Origin of the sequence: Flectobacillus sp. BAB-3569 (assembly GCF_002270355.1) — a bacterium.
Classification (GTDB): Bacteria; Bacteroidota; Bacteroidia; order Cytophagales; family Spirosomataceae; genus Flectobacillus; species Flectobacillus roseus.
Map to the genome: position 1 here is coordinate 25305 of NZ_NJFZ01000015.1, position 21876 is coordinate 47180.

Annotated in this window: 13 protein-coding genes; 8 read left to right on the forward strand and 5 right to left on the reverse strand. The window is 37.0% G+C overall.

Going from position 1 to position 21876, the window contains the following annotated elements; translation table 11 throughout:
* Positions 1 to 63: 63 nt before the first annotated feature.
* Together BWI92_RS14185 and BWI92_RS14190 are read right to left on the reverse strand one after the other, a co-directional pair.
* Entirely contained in the window at positions 64 to 759 is a 696-nt protein-coding gene (locus BWI92_RS14185; protein ID WP_095163920.1) for a tol-pal system YbgF family protein, read from the reverse strand.
* Positions 756 to 1352, reverse strand: coding sequence for an RNA polymerase sigma factor (locus BWI92_RS14190; protein WP_229363124.1), 597 nt, complete (start codon positions 1350 to 1352; stop codon positions 756 to 758). The genes BWI92_RS14185 and BWI92_RS14190 overlap by 4 nt, the downstream gene beginning before the upstream one ends.
* 357 nt (positions 1353 to 1709) lie before the next feature.
* On the opposite strand from BWI92_RS14190, the gene BWI92_RS14195 reads away from it, so the two are divergent.
* The 3 genes from BWI92_RS14195 (at position 1710) to BWI92_RS14205 (ending at position 6216) form a co-directional block, all read left to right on the forward strand.
* Positions 1710 to 2069, forward strand: a complete 360-nt coding sequence (locus tag BWI92_RS14195) for a LytTR family DNA-binding domain-containing protein (protein ID WP_095163921.1) — start codon at positions 1710 to 1712, stop codon at positions 2067 to 2069.
* A 583-nt stretch (positions 2070 to 2652) separates the two neighbouring features.
* Positions 2653 to 3426 carry a hypothetical protein gene (locus BWI92_RS14200; RefSeq protein ID WP_141234787.1) on the forward strand — a complete coding sequence of 258 codons (774 nt, stop codon included), beginning with the start codon at positions 2653 to 2655 and terminating at the stop codon, positions 3424 to 3426.
* A 162-nt stretch (positions 3427 to 3588) separates the two neighbouring features.
* Entirely contained in the window at positions 3589 to 6216 is a 2628-nt protein-coding gene (locus tag BWI92_RS14205) for a CHAT domain-containing tetratricopeptide repeat protein (RefSeq protein WP_176464428.1), read from the forward strand.
* Positions 6217 to 6262: 46 nt separating this feature from the next.
* Here the strand turns inward: BWI92_RS14205 and BWI92_RS14210 are convergent, their stop codons facing one another.
* Together BWI92_RS14210 and BWI92_RS14215 are read right to left on the reverse strand one after the other, a co-directional pair.
* A complete protein-coding gene (locus BWI92_RS14210; protein WP_095163924.1) occupies positions 6263 to 7765 on the reverse strand; it encodes a choice-of-anchor I family protein in 1503 nt (500 codons plus the stop codon).
* A 303-nt stretch (positions 7766 to 8068) separates the two neighbouring features.
* Positions 8069 to 11686 carry a GMC family oxidoreductase gene (locus tag BWI92_RS14215; protein ID WP_095163925.1) on the reverse strand — a complete coding sequence of 1206 codons (3618 nt, stop codon included), beginning with the start codon at positions 11684 to 11686 and terminating at the stop codon, positions 8069 to 8071.
* A gap of 283 nt (positions 11687 to 11969) precedes the next feature.
* Here BWI92_RS14215 and BWI92_RS14220 point away from each other — a divergent pair, with 283 nt between their 5' ends.
* From BWI92_RS14220 to BWI92_RS14230, 3 genes are all read left to right on the forward strand, one after another.
* Positions 11970 to 12764 (forward strand): hypothetical protein, encoded by a 795-nt coding sequence (locus BWI92_RS14220; protein WP_095163926.1) that lies wholly within the window; start codon positions 11970 to 11972, stop codon positions 12762 to 12764.
* Between the two features lie 589 nt (positions 12765 to 13353).
* Positions 13354 to 14295: a hypothetical protein gene (locus BWI92_RS14225; protein ID WP_095163927.1), complete on the forward strand. Its 942-nt coding sequence runs from the start codon at positions 13354 to 13356 to the stop codon at positions 14293 to 14295.
* A gap of 310 nt (positions 14296 to 14605) precedes the next feature.
* Positions 14606 to 17662 (forward strand): PAS domain-containing hybrid sensor histidine kinase/response regulator, encoded by a 3057-nt coding sequence (locus BWI92_RS14230; protein WP_095163928.1) that lies wholly within the window; start codon positions 14606 to 14608, stop codon positions 17660 to 17662.
* A gap of 164 nt (positions 17663 to 17826) precedes the next feature.
* Here BWI92_RS14230 and BWI92_RS14235 read toward each other — a convergent pair whose 3' ends face one another.
* The gene (locus BWI92_RS14235) at positions 17827 to 19434 is read right to left on the reverse strand and encodes a right-handed parallel beta-helix repeat-containing protein (RefSeq protein WP_141234788.1); all 1608 of its coding nucleotides are present in this window, start codon (positions 19432 to 19434) and stop codon (positions 17827 to 17829) included.
* Between the two features lie 470 nt (positions 19435 to 19904).
* On the opposite strand from BWI92_RS14235, the gene BWI92_RS14240 reads away from it, so the two are divergent.
* Entirely contained in the window at positions 19905 to 20801 is an 897-nt protein-coding gene (locus BWI92_RS14240; protein WP_141234789.1) for a hypothetical protein, read from the forward strand.
* 14 nt (positions 20802 to 20815) lie between these two features.
* Positions 20816 to 21712: a tRNA (adenosine(37)-N6)-dimethylallyltransferase MiaA gene (gene miaA, locus BWI92_RS14245; protein WP_095163931.1), complete on the forward strand. Its 897-nt coding sequence runs from the start codon at positions 20816 to 20818 to the stop codon at positions 21710 to 21712.
* The last annotated feature ends 164 nt before the right edge of the window (positions 21713 to 21876 follow it).

Genomic DNA, 21876 nt, shown 5'->3' on the forward strand with positions numbered 1-21876 from the left:
CATGCAACGGCTCGCTGAAAAAGATAGTTGTAATCCTTGTGATCGAAGATAGTAAATAGCCTTTTACCAGTTTTTCAATAACTCTTCCGCTTCTTGTTTTCCAAAAATATCTTCGTTACTTTCTGTAATTTCTACTAAGATACTTTTAGCTTTTTCCTTCTGACCCATCTGCAATAAAGTAATGGCTTCATAGAATTTTCCTTTATTAACCAATAGCTCGTTATTCTTCGCAATTTGCTCAAAAATACTCAATGCACTTGGATATTGTTTGAGTTGCAAATGACATAAGCCTTGATATTCAAGCGCTTGAGGATTGCTGTTGATTTGCTTAAACAATTCAAGTGCTTTTTCATAAGCTCCTTCATTATAGCAGTTTACCCCTTGCGAAAGCATATCGTTTTGATTAGACATCGAGGTGGGTAAAGTGCTCAAGTTTTCCTTTACATAAAGCTGGGCAAATTCTTCGGAAGTAGGTGATTGGTTGACGAAGAAAATACCTGCAATAATCATAACAACGGCTGCGGCGGCAACACTGACGAACTTGATAATCTTACCTCTTTGCTTTTGTTTAATCGTAAAATACAAAGCTTTAAGGCGTTCTTTTCGTTCTAAATCAGATAGGTGTCGCATTTGCAAATAGAAAGCCACATCCTTGGCAAAAGAAGGATCACGCTGTATTCGCTGGTTTGCGTGAGCATTTTCTTCTGTAGAAAGTCGGTTTTCACAAAAATCTTCAATGTATGCTAAATGATTGCTCATACTTGGGTGGAATTGTGTACTAAATCTTTAAGTTTTGACAGACATCTTTGACGAGATGATTTTACAACATCAGTACTATTATAATCCAAGGTATTCATGATTTCGTCATCAGTAAATCCTTCATTCCAGAGCTTTAGTAGATCTTGACATTTTTGACCTATTAAGGCCAATTTTTGATAAATCAACTGGATTTCAGACTGTTGGATTAACTTTTGAAGAATCGTTTGATTATCAGGGATAATTGCCGAAAAATCACTTAAATCTACGGCTTGATGCACAGATGCTTTATTAGTCGTGGTTTTTCGAAAATGGTCAACACATTTATTTGAAAAAATTTGAAAAATAAATGTCTTTAACTCCGAGCGCTGCTCAAATCGCTGCTCTTTGATTTGTTTGATGGCCGCCAAAACGGTATCAGAGTACACACTTATGGCCTCATCTTGTGCTAGATGATGCCTTTTAATGCCTACATCAACAAGATACATAAATCGTTCGTAGAGGATGTTTTCGTACCGACGATTCTGTGAGGGATTGTTTTGTAATCCTGCCACAAGGTCTTGGTCGGACAACTTCTTGAATGAAAAAGAAATCATAGCTTATTCGGGTATGGCTCAATAACCCAAAGGTTAGTGTTTTGAACTTTGAAATTTAATCAAATTTCAGTACATGCTCTAAGTATTTTCATTCGATTAAGTGAACGGTAATTGGCGTATCAATAAGAAGGGATTTACACTAGAGTAGGAGTGTTAAATTATTCTGTGTTAAAAACTTTTTTTAAAATTTTATATCCTGATTATCAGTGTGTTCGAAATTTTTCTCTAGAAATGTTTACTTTTTTTTACTCTTCATGTTTACCTCTTTTCATATCCTACGACTAATGCTTATGAAAACCAACACAAACACAAATAATCAGTACGAATCATCCCAGTTCCAAAAAACTTTATAAGCTTATGAATACTAATACCTCGACACATTCAAAATTATATATTGATAGAAAGAAAGTTGCTATTGATTATTCAGACATTGTTTACCTCGAAGGAGATGAAAATTATACAATTATCTATCTCTCCAATGGTAAGAAAGTTTTGTGTGCACGCACACTCAAAGACATCACGAATCATATTCAATCCGGTGAATTCTGCCGTATTCATCGCTCATATTGCATCAATCTCAATCATATCCGTAATTATAAACGCTCTGACCAAGAAGTTGAAATGACCAATGGACACCGTTTCGGAGTGGCGAGACGCAAAAAAACATTATTTGAAAAACAGGTTTCAGATTTCTGGAATTCTGAAGAAAATCATTGAAAATACAACAATTAAATTAGTGGTTAGGTAATCGTGTACATCCCTCAGTTAATGACTGGGGGGTGTCTATCTAAGTATTAGTGGTGAATTGTGGATTTTGAATGTAAAAATTTGACTATCAATACATTATGTGTTATTTTGAATATTGATACGCTTTTGGCATTAGGTAATAGTGCAAAATAAGGTTTAAATTATATGCCTCGGCTCGAGGCAAGAAGAAGTAGGCAAAGAGTTTTAAAATAATCAAAAACATGCTTTTTTCGAAGCCCACCGCCGAAAGCCGATATCTGAAAACCTTAAGTACAAGTGCTGATTGGTAAGTTAGAAGTGTACCTAAGTTTTAAAACCATTTGAGAGTTCTGATTTCGGAAATATTTGAAAAAGCCTTCATTTTTATAAAATAGGGTTCAAAAAAGTAACTCAAATTTCTACAATCCAATATCCCGAAAGATTATATTTACTACCATTACATGATAGACAGGATTTCTGAGTAAGTATTTGAATACCAGATGATAAAGTATTGTTTTAGTTCTCCCAGCTTTTATCTAGAATACTTTTTTGTAACTAACTTACCCTACTGTACATGAAATCTCAAACCTTTAAATTAACCTTCGTTTTTCTATTCGCTTGGATGAGTTTCCAAGCAACAGGGCAAAGTTGTTGCCCGAGTTATATCCAAGACTATGTCGAAACTGCTTACCTGCCATACGATGGATTTGGTGTAGACAATGTACAGTCATTTTTGATTCCCTCTGGGGACAAAATTCCATCCAACATGGGAGCGGCTGCAGAGGCAAACGCCAAAAAGTTTTATAGTATTCTTAATCAATCTTATGTATACGTAAAACCAGACCCCAAAAATGAGGTTCAGATTGTTCAAAAAAACACTTTCTTGATTCCTAAATCACCTAATTCACAGTTTTTTATGAAGTTTCAACAAGTAAAAACTTGGGGCTTCGACAGTCGATATAACACTTTTGTAGAATTTAGTGCAGACGGTGGTCAAACTTGGACAACGAAGTTTATGGATTTGAGTTTGATGTTTATGGGCGAAGAGATTTGTATTGAATACCATATTAATTATAAAAACATATTAGCGGCTTTTCAGAAAATAGACCCTAATATGACGCTGGCGAAGCTCTTGGAAACACCACTTAATTATCGTTATAATTATGTGCCAAAAACTTCTACAGAAAAGAAAGAATATCTCCGAACACACCCGCATTTTGTGAAGCTTACAGCGGGTTCATCTATCAAAAATTTGAACTTCCTTCACCTACTTGTTGATAACGAAGACGGTACTGGTGTTACTGGCGGAAGCACGGGTTCGGGCTCGCTGGCACCTCCTCCTCGTTAGTCATAAATTTGTGGTAACTATAATTTAATGTGTAATTTGAGTATTTGGTTATACTGACACTGTTGTTGGTATAACCTTTTTTGTTTGTAGCTGTCGTATATCTCTTTAATCTTTGTTATCTTTCGAGATAACTCAATGAGTTATCAATTGAAAAAGGATTATATGAGCAAAATAGTACGTTTTTTAATAGCTTTTATCAGTTTTCTTTGGCCTTACTTTACCTTTTCTGTAAATACACATTTGATTCAAGAGGTTCAATCATTTGAGCAAAATTTGAAAAAGACGCCGCTTCAAAGTATTGACCAAGAATTTTTATATTATAAAAAATCAGAAAAATATTTTTTACAATTAGAAAAACAGAAAAAGTATGAAGAGGCCTACAAACTATGTGTATTTAGAGCAAAGCGCTGGGAAAAGCTAGGGTCTTTGCCTGATAAGGAGTGGGCTTATGTTTGGTATATCCATGCTTTTTATCAGTGGTATTTTTTTCATGATATTCAGGCTACTCGCAAACTAATTTTCCAAAAAAACAAAATTAGAGATTTTCAATTTGTTGATAAAAGTTGGATTTTATACTCACGCATTCTGGTGGAGGATGGTTCTTATCAAGAGGCTATCGAATGGTGTACGAAGGGTATTGATAAAGTCAATCAAAAAGGCGATGTCGAAGTATACTTAGGATTATTAACCAATTTGATGAATGCCAAAGTGAAGCTAAATGCTCCCATTAAAGAAATCACAGAGGTGGGAGAGAAGCTACGCAAAGCGAGTATCAACTATAAAGAGAAAATGTTCTATTTCTATGTGTTTACCAATTTGGGTGAATACTATTATCGAAATCACAATTTTGCTAAAGCAAGGGAATATTATTCACAAGGAGTTGCGGTACGATTAAAGCATAATCTGGAAAATTTAGAAGCAGATAATATGCTTGCTTCTTGTTTTCAAAAGCAAGGTAACTATCAAGCATCTACTAATCAGTATGATGAACTTATCAAGTTGTTTGAGAAAAACTCGTTTGTAGCTTATGAAAAAAGTAAATATTATCTGCATCAAGCGGATAATTTTAGACAACAAAAAGAACTAAAAAAATCTGAGGTTTATATTCAAAAAGCAGCAAACGCACTTGGGTATCAGTCGGTAGTAGATACTTATGAAGGCAAAAAATCAGATCTCTTGTACTGGTTTGACTACCGTATTCGGTTATCCTTAGAATATGGAAATCTAAAAAAAGTACAATATTTTCAATTACAAGCAGATACGCTGATTGATCGTATGCGTAAAGAACATACGGAAATTAACTCTAAATTATTCTGGAGAGAAAATACCCATTATTTTTATGAAAAAGCGATTGAAGTAAGCTTCAAATTAAAAGATGTAGAAAAGGCTTTCTATTTTATTGAAAAGAGTCGAGCCATTCTTCTTCTCGATGCCTTAAAGGATTTAGAAGCCAATGATCAGTTGCCCTATGAAGTAAAAGTAAGAAAGCAAAAAATCCAGTTTGAGATAGAATCCATGAAGGAGCAGCTCCAAAAGCTGAATACCAAGAGTGGGATCTACCAACAGCTAAATCGTAAGCTTTTGGCCTATAAAGACCAATTAAACAACCTCATTGACTCGACAGAAAAAGTAAATCCAGCTTACCAGAAACTCAAGTATAACCATCATTATATTTCGCTCAAAGAGCTTCAAGAAAAACTTAAAGCTAATGATCAATCCTTTTTAGAATACTTTGTTGGCAACGAAGCAGTGTATGCTATTTCGGTAACATCAGCACAGGTAAGACTAAAAAAGATTGCGCTCAAATCATATCTTGATGCGGTCAATATCTATCAAAAACAGTTATTGACTTGTAGAAATACCGCAACCAAAAAGGAGTTTAACTACCTCAAAAAGATTTCATATGCGCTATACAAGCATATTTTTGAGCCTTTTCAGCTACCTAAAGGACGCGTAATTGTTTCGCACGATAACTACTTTGTTTCGATGGCGTCGCTATTGCCTGATTGGCGCGTTTCTGAATTTTTGATAAAAGATTATAGTTTTAGCTATGCGTATTCTGCTAATGTTTTTTTCAAAAATACTAATCGAGTAAATATCGGTCGAACGAAATTATTGGGAGTTGCACCCGTCAATTTTGATGAAAAATTGGGGGTTGCTAAGCTATTTAACTCAGACCATACACTTGAGCATATCGAGAAAAACTATTTTACAGGAACGCTGCTGACCTATCATAAAGCCTCAAAAGCAAATTTTAAGAAGGATATAGCCGACTATGATATAATTCAGTTGTTTACGCATGGGAAGGCCGATTCAACAGAGTCAACCATTTATTTTCAAGATTCTGTTTTTAGCCTAAATGAACTCCAACGATTACCACAATTACAGGCTAATTTGGTTGTGTTGTCTGCGTGTCAAACCAATATTGGGAAAAATGCTACAGGAGAAGGAATTATGAGTTTTGCCAGAGGATTTGCTAACTTGGACGTTCCAAGTACCGTGTCAACCCTATGGAGTGTAGATAACAATGCTACCTATCAAATCACGGAATTGTTCTATAAGTATCTTTCTGATGGTTATGAAAAAGATATTGCTTTACAAAAAGCTCAGTTGGATTATCTCAGGAAACCTTTTAACCCTAATGTGCCCTTTTACTGGAGTGGTATAGTCTTAATCGGAGATTCGGGGAAGGTGGTGCTATTTCCCAAAATCTGGCAGTATGCAATTATAGGAATAGGTTGTTTGCTTTTCGGATTATTGGCTATATTGGCTTATAAAAAACTCTCTTAAGATATGGATTGCGGATAACTGATTGCCGCAATCCATTTCATAAAATCTACATAATGGTCTTCGGTTGGAAAACTTTGATTACACCGTCATTTTCGCTACTTACAACTAGTAAACTCTTTTTGGTCGGGCTATCTTTTGCAGGAATAAACATAACACCTTCTGGCGCATCACCAGTTTTGAGTAATTGCAAGAAAACAGGCGCTTTTGGATTAGTAATGTCATAAACTGCCACTGCATCCGAACGTTCCATGCCTACAAATACCACTTTTTTATTACCTACCATTCCTGTTGCGATACCTTCTGGCTCAACACCTTTGTCGTCACTTCTTGTGTCATCATAAAGACCCGCTGTAGCACACTGAGTATCTAACTCTTTTTTGCTGTCAAAAATCAACGAACCGTCGTTACCATTCCAAACGCTAAATGAGCGAGCGCCTAATGAATATAACTCATCGTAATCGCCATCTCCATCGGTATCGCCCAACGTTGATGTGATATTTAAGCGTCCTAGCACTGGGGCAGTTTTAAGTGTTGTAGCATTCGGGAAAGCAGTCGCATCTAATTTTGCGTTACTTATACGGAGTGTTTCTACAAATGTATCATATTCTCGGGCATCACCTTCATTTGCTGTAAACAAGTACGGTACACCACCCGCCTCATAAACGGCAATAGCATCGGGCTGATACATGCCTTTTACTGGCCACTTTCCAAAAGCAATGGTATTGTCTCTATCGCTAGGGTCGATTTCGTTGCCATCCACATTGTAGTTTTTGAAACCTAACGGAAATACATTAGTAATGGTTTTTGAGGCAATACTGATTTTAGCAATCGCATTATTTTCTTGTAAAGTTACCCAAGCCGTTTTAGAGTCACTCGAAACAGTAATATATTCTGGCTCAACATCTTTTGCCAAACTTGCATTAGGCCCATAGACTCTGAAGCCTTTTGCTTTCAAAGCAGTAAGTTGCCCTTCGTATCCTGCAAAGTCAAGGGTTGTAACTGCATAGTTCTCGTCAACTGAAATAATGGAAATACTACCCACAGGGTCATTGCTGTAGCTTGCATTTGGTTCACCTTCGTTAGCCGACAAGATAAATTTGCCATCTGGCGAGAAAGTAACCATATCGGGCAATGCACCAACGGTAATCGATTTGATCTCTTTATAATCTGTCGTGTTAAATACCACAATTTTGCCTGGCGCTTGTTTGTCTGTAGACTCAATAGCTGCAGCCAATTTACCATTGCTTACGCTAACGCTGTTTACATAACCACCATAAGGCGCAATTAGTATAGAAGAAATTACTTTGATATTGCTAGGGTCAGTAAAGTCCAAAACATCAATTTTATTGACGGTACTGTTGTTCACGACAAACAAGCGTTTTGTCTGAGGATCATAAGCCGAGATTTCTGCTGCACCTGTTTCTCCAATATCAATCGAGCCTACTTCTGCAAAAGTAGCAGCATCTTCATTAACAAAAAACTCGTTTTCGGTGGTGGTACAACTCGCTAAAGTTGCAGCGATAAGAATAGAAGTAAAAATCTTTTTCATCTTGAATAATTTATTTGTATGTCCGTTAAAGAAACTTGGGTACAAAATTATTATCGCAGTTTTAGGAGAATTGTACTTAAGAATTAAGGCTATATTAGGATTGTGTGCCTTTTGTTAAGGAAATGTTAGGAGATACTGGGCAATATCGTGAAGAGGAGGGAAATACGCTTAGTTTAAAATAAGGATGTTAAGTAGATTGTTGAGTGCAGACGTAAGATTAATGCTTAAAAACAAAAAATCGGATTTGAGAAAAACCTAAGCTTCTCTCAAATCCGAAATCAAATATCCGATATCCGAAATACGCTAACGGTGTTTGGCAAAAATCTTCTTTGCAGCCAACGAAGCCATCGCCATAATAGTCAGTTGAGGGTTGACATTGATACTGGTAGGAAATACAGAAGCATCGGCAACATATACATTGTCCAATCCAACTACCGCAAAATTTTCATCAACTACCCTCTCATAAGAATGTTGTTGACTCGCCATTTTATTTCCTCCTTGTGGATGAGCCGTGCCCATAAACAAGTCTGTCAATTGTAAAGGATAGGTTTCAAAATGCTGGATAAAATCATTGACCTCATTACTATTTTGAAGATTGAGTAAAATGCCAGGTTTGGTAGGAATAATGACCTTTTTTGCTTCAGCAGCTTGACCAAGTTTTACCAGCGTAACAATCGCATATTTGATGTTTTCGACATCACTTTCACTCAAAGTCCAATCAAAAGCCTGTCCGTTCAGAATATTGGCTTTAGGCTGAATACTCCCCATAGCATCCGAACCAATAAGCCCTCCAAAGTTCAGAAGCTTGTCATAATTTTTCATAAAATCATCTCTACGCTCAAAAACAAAAGGCATACAAGCCAACGCAAAAGCCGCAGGAGGGTTGAAATAGGTCTCAAACACAACTTTACTATCAGGTTGTTCGCTATGACTGTATAAGGTAATTTGTTCTCCGTCAAAAGCTTTGATAGGTTCATCAAACTCAAAAGCTAGTGGCATCCCAAAATTACAACTGATTTGCTGTCCGATTTGTGGATTGTCTAGCTCGCTACGCATCAAAAAATGACTCGAGGCAATAACCCCACCAGCTATAATAACGGCTTTATTGACTTTCACAACACGAATAGCACCGTTGTCGGCACGTAAGAGTACAGAATTCGCCTTGGTGCCCGTGTCATTCTTTTGTAAACGTAAGGCAGTCCAATTAGCAATTACTTTCACCCCCCAAGCTTCTGACCACGGAATATAGGTTTCCAACATCGAACGCTTGCGTAGTTTTTTGTTGCCCAAATTCCAGTTGCCATCACCAATATTTTCTAAGTGGTTTACTTCCAAGACTTTTGGTTCTGTAAGTTTGGAAGCCCCCAAAGGAGGGTTTTGATTATACTCCTCGACGCCAGTTCTAAATTTTTCGGCTACAATTTCATTTATACCGAGTGGATTCAGTGGTTTTACATTCAATTCACTTTTTATCGTCGGGTATTCCTTGAAAATTTCTTCTACCGGGATACCATAGACCTCCTTCCAAATTTTTGCCACTGACTCAGGCATTTCAAAACATACCGCATTGTTACTCACTGTTGTGCCTCCCACGCATTCGCCTTGCAGCATCGTCATGGTAAACTGGTTTGTTTGTTGAAGACCACCTTCTTTGTAGATTTTCTTCATCATGTCAAACTCATTATCCTGAAAATCTTGACGTGGTTGTAAGCGGCTACCTCTTTCAACTACTACTATTTTACTAGCCGCTTCCCTCACTTTTTGCTCATCTATTTTCCCTGAAGCATCCGTAAATTCTTTTTGGATACATTCAACCAAACGATAGGCAGCACTAGCACCACCTGCTCCCGAACCTATGATGAGATAATCAACTTCTTCTGGCAAATCTGCTTCATGCGTGGGCGTAGAAACCCTTGGCGCAGGAATTTTGAGATCCTGAATTTGTTCGTAATTGTTGGTGTCGTTAGGCGATTTTGGCAATGGAGCAACTTCATGAAATGGAGGGTTAAATAAAGCGCCATTGCTTTGCAAGCGGTCTCGTGCATCGGCAGGTACATAGCCAATCGAATGTCTGACATTGGCGTTGGTGTAAAAAGCAAACTGTGTCAAAGCATTCAAAGAAAGTCCGATTTGATACGCAAATTCCGAAATTACAGGTACACTTGAAGATTTTCGTTGCCATTCATTTCTGAAAATATAATGATTCAAGAAGTACCTTTGTTCATCACGATTCATGGACGAAAATGGTGGTTTCATGCCAAAAAGTGTATTGAAAATATGTTCCAACAAACTAAAAGGCACATTCAGAATACCACGTTTTCTACCTTTAATACCAGAAATATATTGATCAATTGAGCTGGTAATCAAGGAAAGATTTTTCTCGTCACCCAATAATTGATTTTGTTCTGCCCCTAAAGCCTGCACAAGCGCACGAATATTATCTGTTGCCGACGGACTTAAGGTATTGATTCCACAATCAATTTTATAGTAAAGTTTACGAAGAAAGGCCAACAATCCTGCAATGAGCAAAAACACACAAGCATAAAGTCCTAAATACCAATCGATATGCTCGAATATACCATATTGATTTATGACTTTTACCTCAGCAAAAATAATCCAAACCAAGCCTAAAATAGCTCCAAGTACCATCGGGAATATGATGAGATTGGTAAAATGCTGTCTGAGAGAAATTCTGTTGACTAACAAAATACTAATTGCTGCCCATGACACAAACAACGTTATGGTATTGCCCAACATAGGATCTGGAGCCGAAAAAATAAGTCCCCAACCCTCTGTGGGATTTCCCCAAATGCGGAATGCCAACATACTCATTCCTATTAAAATACAGATAATAGTAAGTCCAGTGAAGACTATTTTCTGTAGAGTAAGCGGAATCGAAAAGTTTATTGGAATCTCTTTTATTGCTTTAAAATCGCCTCGGTTGGCACGGTACTTGACCATGACAAATATGAAAATTGAGAGCAAGCTTCCCTCTACAAAAGTAGAAGTAAGCAGGTAGTCTCGGTAACTAATAGTGCTTGATGGATTTAGGTAAAAAATAAGCGTATACAGGGTCGAAAATAAATGACCAGCTACCAATACGACACAAACATAATAGCGTAATGCAATGTTATAAGCACCCAAGAAGGCGAGCATAATCATAAGCCATTCTTTGATGTACGTGTTCATTGACAAAGCTAAATTGGCATTTCCCATATTAATCATGTATTGAAGGGAATCTGGCCAAGGACTTGCCCCGAGCTGTCCTAAGGCTAAAATGCCCCAAAAGCCTAAATACCCAAATCCTGCCAATCGCAATAGCCAAAAGCCGATATCTCGCTTAGGTTTTGCAATCGTTTCTGTAGCCCATGACTTTCCGAATAATTGCTCAAATTGCTCTTTTGAAGCACCTTTTACGATAGGTGTCCCCCACAAGATACCAGCCACCAAACGAGCTAAAAATAGCGTAAGAATACTAGTGATTTTGGATAAAGAGAGAACGGTAAATACGATTTTGGTAAAATGGTCAGGAAGCCAGAAAGCAAATTTGTCAAAATGAAATATCCATGCGGGATGTGACGCAGTAGCATTAAGCTCGTACTGATAGAGTTCGGCAACGAAGTAACCAAAGAAAATAATACTCCATGGAAACCAAGAACTTGCTTTATGAAAAACGAATAGTAATGGTGATGTGGTAAAAATAATGATGCTTGCAATCAGCCAAAATGATGGTAATTTGAAGCCTAGTAATGTAATTTTTTCAAAAACTATCCAATCTAAACGACTGAATAACGTTACTAAAGTAGCAACCAAGATCGTTTGAACTACAGCAATACATCCAAGGCTTTTCCAAACAGATGTATTGTCGAGTGAATCAGGACGTAGGTATCCCTTTAGGGTAAAGAGAGCGGGGAGTTTCATAGTAGTTTTTTAAAGTATATCGTATAGATTGACGGTTAAAATAAAACAAAGACTGGTTTATTGCTCCAAAGGAGTGGTAAGCGAACTTTAATGACGAAAGCAATATATTTTTGATTATCAACAAAAATATACAATTTGCGTTGGTAATAAGCACTTTTTCAAGGCAAACCGTAATTATTAATAAGAACTTTTGAGTAAAAGGCATGAACCCTTAAAATGCCATACTTAGTTATAACTTTTAAAACTGGTGGATTCTTTTCGACCACTTAACAGACGTATTATAATGAAAAAACTTTTCCTAGCAGCCCATTTGGCAGTATTGTCTATCACCCAACCTATATTTGCCTTCAATACGGTCGTTCAAGCGACAAATGATAAGCCAACTAAAGTGACTTTTCATGGGGTTTATAAGATTCCTGATCATGAAATTTATACGATAGTGAAGGGTATTCGTACCGCAATCAAGGAGAGTTCTGAGCTTCTGATTGAACCTAACAGTAGTATTGTCTTACGTGTTATCGATCTCAAAACAAACCAGATTGTAGCTAGGGAAAAAATCATGTATATGAATTTGGCTACAGATCTAATTTTTGAGTCATTGCAAGGGGAAAACGTTTTGTATAAACGTAAAGCCTCAGTAAGTACGGGAGTAGTGTCTGAAAAAGCAGTAAACAGCACCAAACCTACGGTAATTGCAACCCCAACTGCACAAAAAACAGAAAGTGCACGTCCATTTGTAAAGCCAAAGCCTGGAACATTTCCAGAAAAAGATGGTATACGTTCAGCAAAGGGGATTTCTGAAGAAAAAGTACCAACAACTACAAAGGCAGCAACTCCTGCCAAACCAGTAGAAAACAACGCTGTGGCTGCGCCATCTAAATCAACCAATGCTGCAGAAAGTGAAAAACTTGACCCAAGGGCTACTTTGACAAGGGTAAATTTACCTAAGCCCAAAGAAGAACCTACTCCTAAAGTGGGAAGTTTGGGTGCTATCAATGCTAAGCCAATTATCATTAAAAAAGCAGCAACAACCAAGCCTGCGTCTACTTCCAATACGAAGACCAAAACAAAACAGTAATATATCAGTGTCCAGAAAAGTGCTTTAGAAATCAATCATTTTCATCTGCTCTATGGGGAGATAATTTGATTGAGGCTAGGTGTTTTTCTAAATTATTATATAGAACGCTATAGATGCGAAAGACTGCAATTTATTTTGTTGGTTTTCGCACCTATAGCGTTCTTCTTTCCCAAGCCCACCACCCAAAGCTCAATCTTAAATTTTATTTTGAGTAAGTTAGTGGGCAAAATAAAATTTAAGATTATGCTTGGGGCTTTCAGATATCGGCTTTCGGCGGTGGGTTTTGGAAAAAAGCATGACTGTGGGCAATAAAAAACACTTTAACACTCTGTGCCTTGTGCCTGTTGCCTTGTCCCTAAACACATAACTTAAATCTAATTCTGCACGATTACTTACTAACTTAAGTTTTTGATAAATAGAACTTTATATTTTATTCTTAGTGCTTTAAACGAACTTCTTTTATTTGATATCCTCCCGCTTAATCAGCCTACTCGTTACAACTCAAGAATTCTAATTATCTTTAAGGATATTTTTACCCACGCTGCCAAAATTGGGTTGCTTAGTCTTTAGTAAACTGTTAACCATACTCATGAAAAGTCGTTTTTATTTACCAATACTGTTTGTCATTGCCTGTATCGCCTGTGAGAAAAAAGTGCATCGTGAGGTAAAATTACCCATCAGTGATTCAACCTTATTTGTAAATACTCCGATTAAATATTGGATTGAAAATCAAGAGATTGATGAAGCCTCTGGCTTGGCTGCCTCTTACCAAAATCCACATAAGTTTTGGGTACACAATGATAGCGGAGGCGACAATGTATTGTTTTTGATAAATGCCAAAGGGAATGGGTTTCAGAAACTTCATTTAGAGGGTATCAAAAATCGTGATTGGGAAGATATTGCTGTGGTTAAAGACGGCACTTCTTCAGAAATTTATATTTCGGATACTGGGGATAATTTTAAATGGCATTCTACAAAATTTATTTATCGTTTTAAAGAACCAATCATGGCCGAAAAGCCCGAATTGACGGTAAGCCAGATTGAGACCATTGAATTTGAATACCCTGATGGTAGAAAAGATGCCGAATGTTTACTAATAGATCCTATTACAAAAGATATTTTTATTATTTCAAACCGAGAAGCTGAAAAGCATATTTACCGTCTCAAATATCCGCAGTCTACTCAACAGGTGAATACGGCCGAATTTGTTGGAATTTTGAATGCTTCAAAAGAAAAACCTACAGACGATAAGGCTTCACGACAAGATTTGTTTATCACCTCAGGTACTGTTTCGAATAGAGGGGATGAAATTTTGGTCAAAAACTATAAAAATATTTTCTACTGGAAAAAATCTCCTAACGAAACCATTGCTCAAGCACTTCAGCATCCTGCAACCGTACTGCCTTATGAAGTAGAGTCCCAAGGGGAGGCGGTAAGTTTTTCTCAGGACCTTGCAGAATATTATACGATTACAGAAAAAGGGCATCGTAGTAACGCGGTATACCTTTCTTGTTACAAGCGTAAAAAATAAAGTTCATCCAGAATCTTTTTAGGAGAATATTCAAATCAATTGTCATTAAACAGAGGATGATTGTTGTATTGTAGGGTTAATCGTCAAAAATGATTTTTTATTACCAAATGTTAACTTTTGTTTGGTATGATTTTTGCAGTTTTTTTTATAATTCTCATATTTGACTTAACTAAAATTATTGTGTTGAAAATGAGATAGTTATATCCTAGCCTTACTATTATGATTCTCTTTGCCGTCATTTACATAGACACATACAAGCAGCTTCAAATAGTAACTTCCAACCGTTAAGATTATTTGTGGACAGTTGCTTATGCAAAATCTGGTAAATCATATATTTGAGGATACATTTGTTGGATATTGGCTTTGGGATGCAAGCTCCAATCTGAACTCATGTAATCCTACTCTTCTCAATCTTCTGGCATATCCCCCCGAGGCAACATTAAACGCTTCGGAGGTTTTTTGGTATGACTACCTGTCCGCTTCGGATTTATTTGCTTTTCAAAACGCATTCGAAGAATTATCTCAAACGATTGAGCCTCGAAATATTTCATTCAAATGGCGCTTGAAACTACCCAATCAGGAAGTTAGATATGTTCGTGCGGGATTCAGAAACCTCCTCAACGACTTTTCAGTTGAAGCTGTAGTCGGTAGTTTTATCGACATTACAGAAGAAACTTTACAACTATTGGGTGCTCAAAGGGAAGAAAAACTCTATCAACATACGTCGCAGTTAGGCAAGAGTGGTGCCTGGGAATTCGATCTTAGCAAAAATTGGTTTTATTTCAATCATCCCGCTCTTAAGATTTTGCATCAGCCATCAGCTCGGGTGGATTGGGAAGGGTTGAAGGGTATTTTTGCTCAAACCGATGATTTTCTTTCATTCGAACGCAATGTCAAAGCTTTATCTCCCTCTTACAGTACTTTTACCCTAGAGTTTGAGGCAAATAAAAGCCTTGGAACTGGGCGTTGGTTTAGAATTATTGCAGAGTTAAAAAGCGCTACCATATCCTCGACAAAAGTATTTGGCATCATACAAGATATTACTGATTTTAAGTTATTTGACGAACGCCTCAATGTGATATTTGAGCGATCGACTGACGCACATTTGGTATTTGATGAAAATGGTATTATTGATTGTAATGCAGCTGCAGTCCAAATGCTAGGATGCGACGACAAGGCGACGCTTTTGAGATATCATCCAGCTCATTTTTCACCTGATTTTCAACCTGATGGTATTACCTCATTTGAAAAGTCTAAAAAGATGGATGCTTTGGCGCGTCAAAATGGGTATCATCGTTTTGAGTGGCTACACAAGCGCCTTGATGGCACAACTTTTTTGGCTGAGGTAACACTCAATCCCATTCGATTAAATCAGAAAGATGCACTTTTGGTGGTATGGCATGATATCACTGAAAGAAAAAAAGCGGAGGCAAAACTTGCCAATACGCAACTTTTACTCGCCGAAACGCAGGTACTCACTCATTCGGCAAGTTGGGTGCTGGATTTGTCAACCTATACTAATACTTATTCGTCGGCGGCTTGTGAGATATTTGAAATAGAAAATGTTTCTAGTTTCCCCAAAATCAATCCGCTTGATTGGATAGATGAAAGTGCAAAGGCACATTACCAACAGGTATTAGAGCAGGCTATTCAAACTGAAGAAGAGTTTGAAATTGAGCTTCTGATTAATTTGCAAAATGGCAAAAAGAAGGTAATACGAAAAATCGGAAAACCAACCATTTCTGAAAGCGGGAAAGTAGATAAAATTATTGGTGCTATCTTGGATATAACGCAAGAAAGAAAAGACCAAGAAGCAATATTAATTAAGCAAGAGCAGTTTGCCAGCTTTATTACAAATACGCCTGCTGCTATAGCAATCTTTGATACCAAATTGAATTATATCGCTTACAGTCAGCATTGGATAGATTCTTTGCTCATTAAAGAACAAGATTTGGTAGGAAAAAATCATTACGAGGTTTTGCCATATATTCCCCAAAAATGGAAAGAGATTAATGATTTGTGTTTGAAGGGAGAAATTCATCATTCTGAAAGTGATTCCTTTACTCGTACAGATGGCAAGCAAGAATGGATACGCTGGGATGTTCGTCCGTGGTATATGGATGCAGGTGAAATAGGTGGAATTATCATTTGTATTGATGTAATTACTGATCAAATTGAGGCCCAAAATACACTTATTCTCGCCAAAGAGGAGGCAGAACAAGCGGCAGTTGCCAAAACACAGTTTTTGTCAACGATGAGCCATGAAATACGTACACCAATGAATGCTGTGATTGGAATTACACATTTGTTGATGCAAAATGCGCGAGAGGATCAAGCTGAATACTTGAAAATTTTGAAGTTTTCAGCAGAGAATTTATTAGTGTTAATCAATGATATTCTTGATTTTAACAAAATAGAGGCAGGTAAAATTACTTTCGAAGAAGTTGATTTTAACCTGAAAGATTTATTGCTTAATATCCGAGCTGCTTTATTGCAAAAGGCTATTGATAAAGGGATTCAGTTGAAACTGTTGATGGAGGATGATCTTCCTGAGGCGGTAAAAGGAGATTCGGTGAGAATAGGTCAGATCCTGACTAACCTAGTTTCCAATGCGGTGAAATTTACAGATTATGGACGTGTTACGATTTCGGCATCAATTCTGAAAAAAGATGCAGATTCGACCACTATAACGTTTGAGGTGAAAGATACAGGAATCGGTATACCTCAAGACAAATGGGATTCTATTTTTGACAGTTTTACGCAGGCCAGTTCAGAAACTACCCGTAAATACGGAGGCACTGGACTAGGGTTGACCATTACGAAGCGATTGTTGGAATTACAAGGCAGTAAAATCCAACTAGAAAGTGCTCCAGGGGAAGGATCAACATTTTATTTTGACCTTCGTCTGAAGAATAGTTCATTCCAATTTAAAAAACGTACTGAACCTGATATGACAAACCAAAAACACCCAAGTTTGAAAGGACTTAAATTATTAATTGCTGATGACAATCGAATAAATATTATAGTAGCACAACAATTCTTTAAGCGATGGGATATTGAAAGCGATGTTGCCGAAAACGGCGTACTCGCTGTTCAAATGGTACAACAATCAGACTATGATATGGTCTTGATGGATTTACAAATGCCTGAAATGGACGGTTATGAGGCAACCAAAAGTATCAGAGCGTTAAGTAATGATAGATTCGCGCAGATTCCAATCATTGCCTTAACAGCCTCAGCCATGCTTGATATTAAGGATAAAGCATTTTCGGTGGGTATGAATGATTACATTTCCAAGCCTTTTAATCCTGACGATTTATATCGCAAAATTGCATTGTATAAAAAGGAAAACACTCAGGAGGTTTAGATGGGGTAGCTGCTTGTATGAACATACCTTTGGTAGGTATTCAAATTGACTGGGGATATAGAGAATGAGTGATTTTGATTTGGATTTCAGCCATACATTTCTACCGCTGGAATAGAGATATCAAAAAAATGAAATCACTCAATCTCCATTCAATAAATGAAGAATCAAGGTACCTTCAACACTTTTCCACGATAGACTGGAGCAATTTTAGCATTTCCTGTAGCGGGAGTGACCGAAATCAGGTAAAGATTAGGGGATAGCTCTGCCATGTCTAGGGGAAGAAGGTTGTTTTCTGCAATCATATTTTCGTGTTCCTGCACCAGTCTTCCTGCACCATCATAAATCTTCACATTGAAAAATTGGCTTTCTGCCTCCAAGCGTACAAAAAGAATTGAACTGCAAGGATTAGGATAGGTTGGTAATTCTTGAACAGGGATGAAATCATCAACTGTCCAGTTGCCCGTATATTCATAACAACCAATATCGTAAGCGCCGCCAATCGGTCGAAGCGTATCTGTTAAATCAGTTCTGATTCGAAGATAAGATAGATCTTTTCCTGCATTTACTAATGGAGAGGAAAGTCTTGGCTTATAGTTGTCATCGTTGGAATATTGTAGCTTTGCGTTGTCGATGGACTTATCAGTAAAGTTATTCGAGACTATAGATTTTACGGTTGTATTGGTTTTGATATATTGATTGGTTGGCGTTTTGAGCAGCAAATTATTGTATACTTCATATTGTTGAATATTACTATACAGTTTAATACTTTCTCCCTTGGTACTGATGATACTATTATTCATAATTCGAACGAAGGTATTTTCAGAAGAACGCGGTCGGGTATCTGAAAAAATACCATTCCCACCCACATTGTAAATTAGGTTGTTATATACCTGCTGATTTCCCAAACCACCCAGCATAATAATACCGGTGCCGTTGACATCATGAATAATATTGTTGTAGCAGTCTCCTCCTGCACCACCTCCGATTTGAATGCCATTTACTTGATATACTGAAAATGGATTATAGCCTGTATGTTGAAGTTCATTGTGGTGGACTTTTGCATCGGGTGCACACGCATACTGAATTCCTTCGGCGGCGGTTCTCAATATTTTATTATGATGTATATCTAAACCATAAATCAGGTGAGGCCAAGCTAAAGTTTTGCTACCATCACAAGTGATTTCCTGACCTTCATTCCAAAACGAACTACCAATGTACATGCCTTCGCTGCCTGTATCATGAATATAGTTATGATGTATCAAAATATTAAACATCGCAAAATTCCCTTCCCAGTTGCTTTGGTCACAAAAAGGGTCAGATTTGACCATGATTCCCGCAAAGCCCACATGTGACACTTCTGTATTAGCTACCTCGATATCGCTACTGGTTCCTTCTATTTTGATCCCCATGGATGCATCGGCAGTGGCACTGATCCCAAAACCTTCTTTCACAGTAGCATCGCCTGAGCCTAAAAATTGAACATAATTACAGTCCGAAAATAAAACCCCCACATTATACCCAGTGATGTTTACTTTTCCACCACAGTTGATGATTTTGATAGGTTGTGTGGCGGTTCCTTTGATATTATTAAATCGAATTTCGGTATAATTACCTGCGCTAAAACATACAGTTTGTCCGGGCTTTACTGGTAAATTAGAAGGGTCAAAATAATTTGCTTTGCTTATGGTAATATCGCAATTACAGTTCTGTGAATAGGAAGAATAACAGACAAGAAGACTCCAAAAAGATATTATTTTTATGATTATGCGCATAATTCTGTACACTAAGATGAATAAATTAATAATTGGCGGATAATTAATCAAAACATTAAGCTTAGTAATAGGTACTGTTAACAAAATTATGAATTTTTTGCATTTATGTATCTTTTTGCTCTAAAATGTATTTAGAAAAAAGCCTTCTCTATTTTTATTACAAAATAATATGAGCACGAGGAATGATTAAACAAATCGTAAAACTGTATTTTGGCCTTTGTTGGAGTTATTTTCAACAAATATGCGACAGCATTAAGTTTGCTCAATTATACAAGTAATCTTTGGTTTGTTGCTAACGCAAGAGTCGTTGGAGAAAACTCCAACCATGGCAAAATGATAGGAGCTTATAATCATAATTCTACATTCTTTATGTTTTAAGCACCTACAAATAACAGATATACGATTAACTAGTAACATCTATCAACTTACGACAATAGGATTGACTATCTTTGTGGCAAAATAAAATGAAAATGGCAGATAGTGAATGGATTGATGAGCTTTCTCAATGGCTCGAATTGCAGGGAATTCCTTTTGAAAAAACCGTAGAGGAGTTGGAAGGACAGATTTTGCCTTTGATATATTTTCCGACCAAAAATATAAAACTTCTTCTTTTTGATATTTACGATTGGGAGCAAAAACCACTTTCGGAATCTTATGGTACCAAATTGAGCCAGTTGGCAGCTACTACGGGTAACAAATACATTTGTCTTTGGCAAGATTTATGGTACACCAAGCAAGCACTTCTCAAGGCAAGAATTCGTAGTGTATTAGGCTTTTTTACCAGATTACATGCGCGTCATTGTGTGGTGTCCAGAATTGATAAACCTTTGATGGAATCGTTCTTCAATACACATCATTTACAAGGAAGTACGCAAGCTAAGCTTAAATATGGACTTTTTCTCAAAAAACAATATATCCAGAAATACTTGGGCGAAAATTTTCCTTCTCACGAAAATGCACTGATTGCCGTAGCGAGTTTTAGTGGTGCTCGAACCATGAAGTGGGGTGATAGACAAGATTTTCGTTCGTATGAATTACTGCGATTTGCCTCATTGCAAGGATATGTTGTGGTAGGAGGAATGGACAAACTTATGAAGGCTTTTATGCATGAAAACCAACCAGATGATATCATGAGTTATGCTGACAAAGATTGGTCTGACGGACGGAGTTATCATGTTCTTGGATTCAGACAAGTGGTTGATTTTGAAATAGCTACCTATTATTGGGTAAATTCAAAAACTTATGAACGCTATCCCGAAAACCGTATTTTGCAACAATATTCACTAGAAGAATTGAAATCCCAAGGTTGGATTAGGATAGTCAACTCTGGTAGTTTGAAGTACATAAAAACACTTTGTAAAGAATAGAAAGGTTTTATTTTATGCAATATGAACTAATCACCATATTAGGACCAACTGCCTCTGGCAAAACCCATCTGGCGGTACAATTAGCTTCCCTGCTCGATGCCGAAATTATTAGTGCAGATTCAAGACAAGTTTATCGAGGAATGAATCTTGGAACAGGAAAAGATTTGGATGAGTATACTACATACAATAAAAATATCCCCTATCATTTGATCGATATCGTGGATGCTGGTGAAAGCTATCATATTTTTCAATTTCAACAGGATTTTCAAAAAGCATATAACAATATCCGAAGTCGTGGTAAAATTGCCATTCTTTGCGGAGGAAGTGGCTTGTATTTGGAAGCAGTTTTAAAAGGTTTTCAATATACTGCTGTGCCAATTGATGAAGCATTTCGTGCTACCTTACTTCCTTTGAGTCATGAAGAACTCTTAAAACGGTTTGAATCATTGTCTGCTTTGGTGCCCAAAGCAGATACCTCTACGCACAAACGCACCATCCGAGCCATTGAAATAGGAACGTATCTTCAGGCACATCCTGAGTTTGAATTACCGCAGCAGCAAGCGATTAATTCCATCATTTTTGGACTAAATCCACCTGTAGAATTACGTCGAGAAAAAATTACTAGACGCTTGCAACAGCGTTTTGAACAAGGGATGGTGGAAGAAGTAAAAGTACTACTCGACACAGGCGTAAGTCCTGACAAATTGATATTTTATGGCTTGGAATATAAATGGATTACGGAATATCTGCAAGGTGCAATAGACTACCAGACGATGTTTGATCGATTGAATGTAGCAATTCATCAATTTGCAAAAAGGCAAATGACATACTTTCGGAAAATGGAGAAAGATGGTTTGATTATCAATTGGTTAGGTGAGGAGCCGTTTACTCAAATTCAACAATTTATATAGGCTTTTTTAAGAGTGTTTTGTTACTTTGTTATAGAAAAATCGTATAAATATTACAATTCGATTAGGGTTAGCCTGTTCACAATTGTCATTGTATCAAATTAGAGATTTTTTCACACTCTTTTTCACTCCTATCTAAAATGTCAGTAGTTATCTTAGCCCTTGTA

Coding starts and splice junctions, on each gene's coding strand:
- BWI92_RS14235 (WP_141234788.1), bottom strand. CDS start 19,434: ATGCGCATAATCATAAAAATAATATCTTTTTGGAGTCTTCTTGTCTGT.
- BWI92_RS14205 (WP_176464428.1), top strand. CDS start 3,589: ATGAGCAAAATAGTACGTTTTTTAATAGCTTTTATCAGTTTTCTTTGG.
- BWI92_RS14230 (WP_095163928.1), top strand. CDS start 14,606: ATGCAAAATCTGGTAAATCATATATTTGAGGATACATTTGTTGGATAT.
- BWI92_RS14225 (WP_095163927.1), top strand. CDS start 13,354: ATGAAAAGTCGTTTTTATTTACCAATACTGTTTGTCATTGCCTGTATC.
- BWI92_RS14185 (WP_095163920.1), bottom strand. CDS start 759: ATGAGCAATCATTTAGCATACATTGAAGATTTTTGTGAAAACCGACTT.
- BWI92_RS14215 (WP_095163925.1), bottom strand. CDS start 11,686: ATGAAACTCCCCGCTCTCTTTACCCTAAAGGGATACCTACGTCCTGAT.
- BWI92_RS14210 (WP_095163924.1), bottom strand. CDS start 7,765: ATGAAAAAGATTTTTACTTCTATTCTTATCGCTGCAACTTTAGCGAGT.
- BWI92_RS14195 (WP_095163921.1), top strand. CDS start 1,710: ATGAATACTAATACCTCGACACATTCAAAATTATATATTGATAGAAAG.
- BWI92_RS14190 (WP_229363124.1), bottom strand. CDS start 1,352: ATGATTTCTTTTTCATTCAAGAAGTTGTCCGACCAAGACCTTGTGGCA.
- BWI92_RS14200 (WP_141234787.1), top strand. CDS start 2,653: ATGAAATCTCAAACCTTTAAATTAACCTTCGTTTTTCTATTCGCTTGG.
- miaA (WP_095163931.1), top strand. CDS start 20,816: ATGCAATATGAACTAATCACCATATTAGGACCAACTGCCTCTGGCAAA.
- BWI92_RS14240 (WP_141234789.1), top strand. CDS start 19,905: ATGGCAGATAGTGAATGGATTGATGAGCTTTCTCAATGGCTCGAATTG.
- BWI92_RS14220 (WP_095163926.1), top strand. CDS start 11,970: ATGAAAAAACTTTTCCTAGCAGCCCATTTGGCAGTATTGTCTATCACC.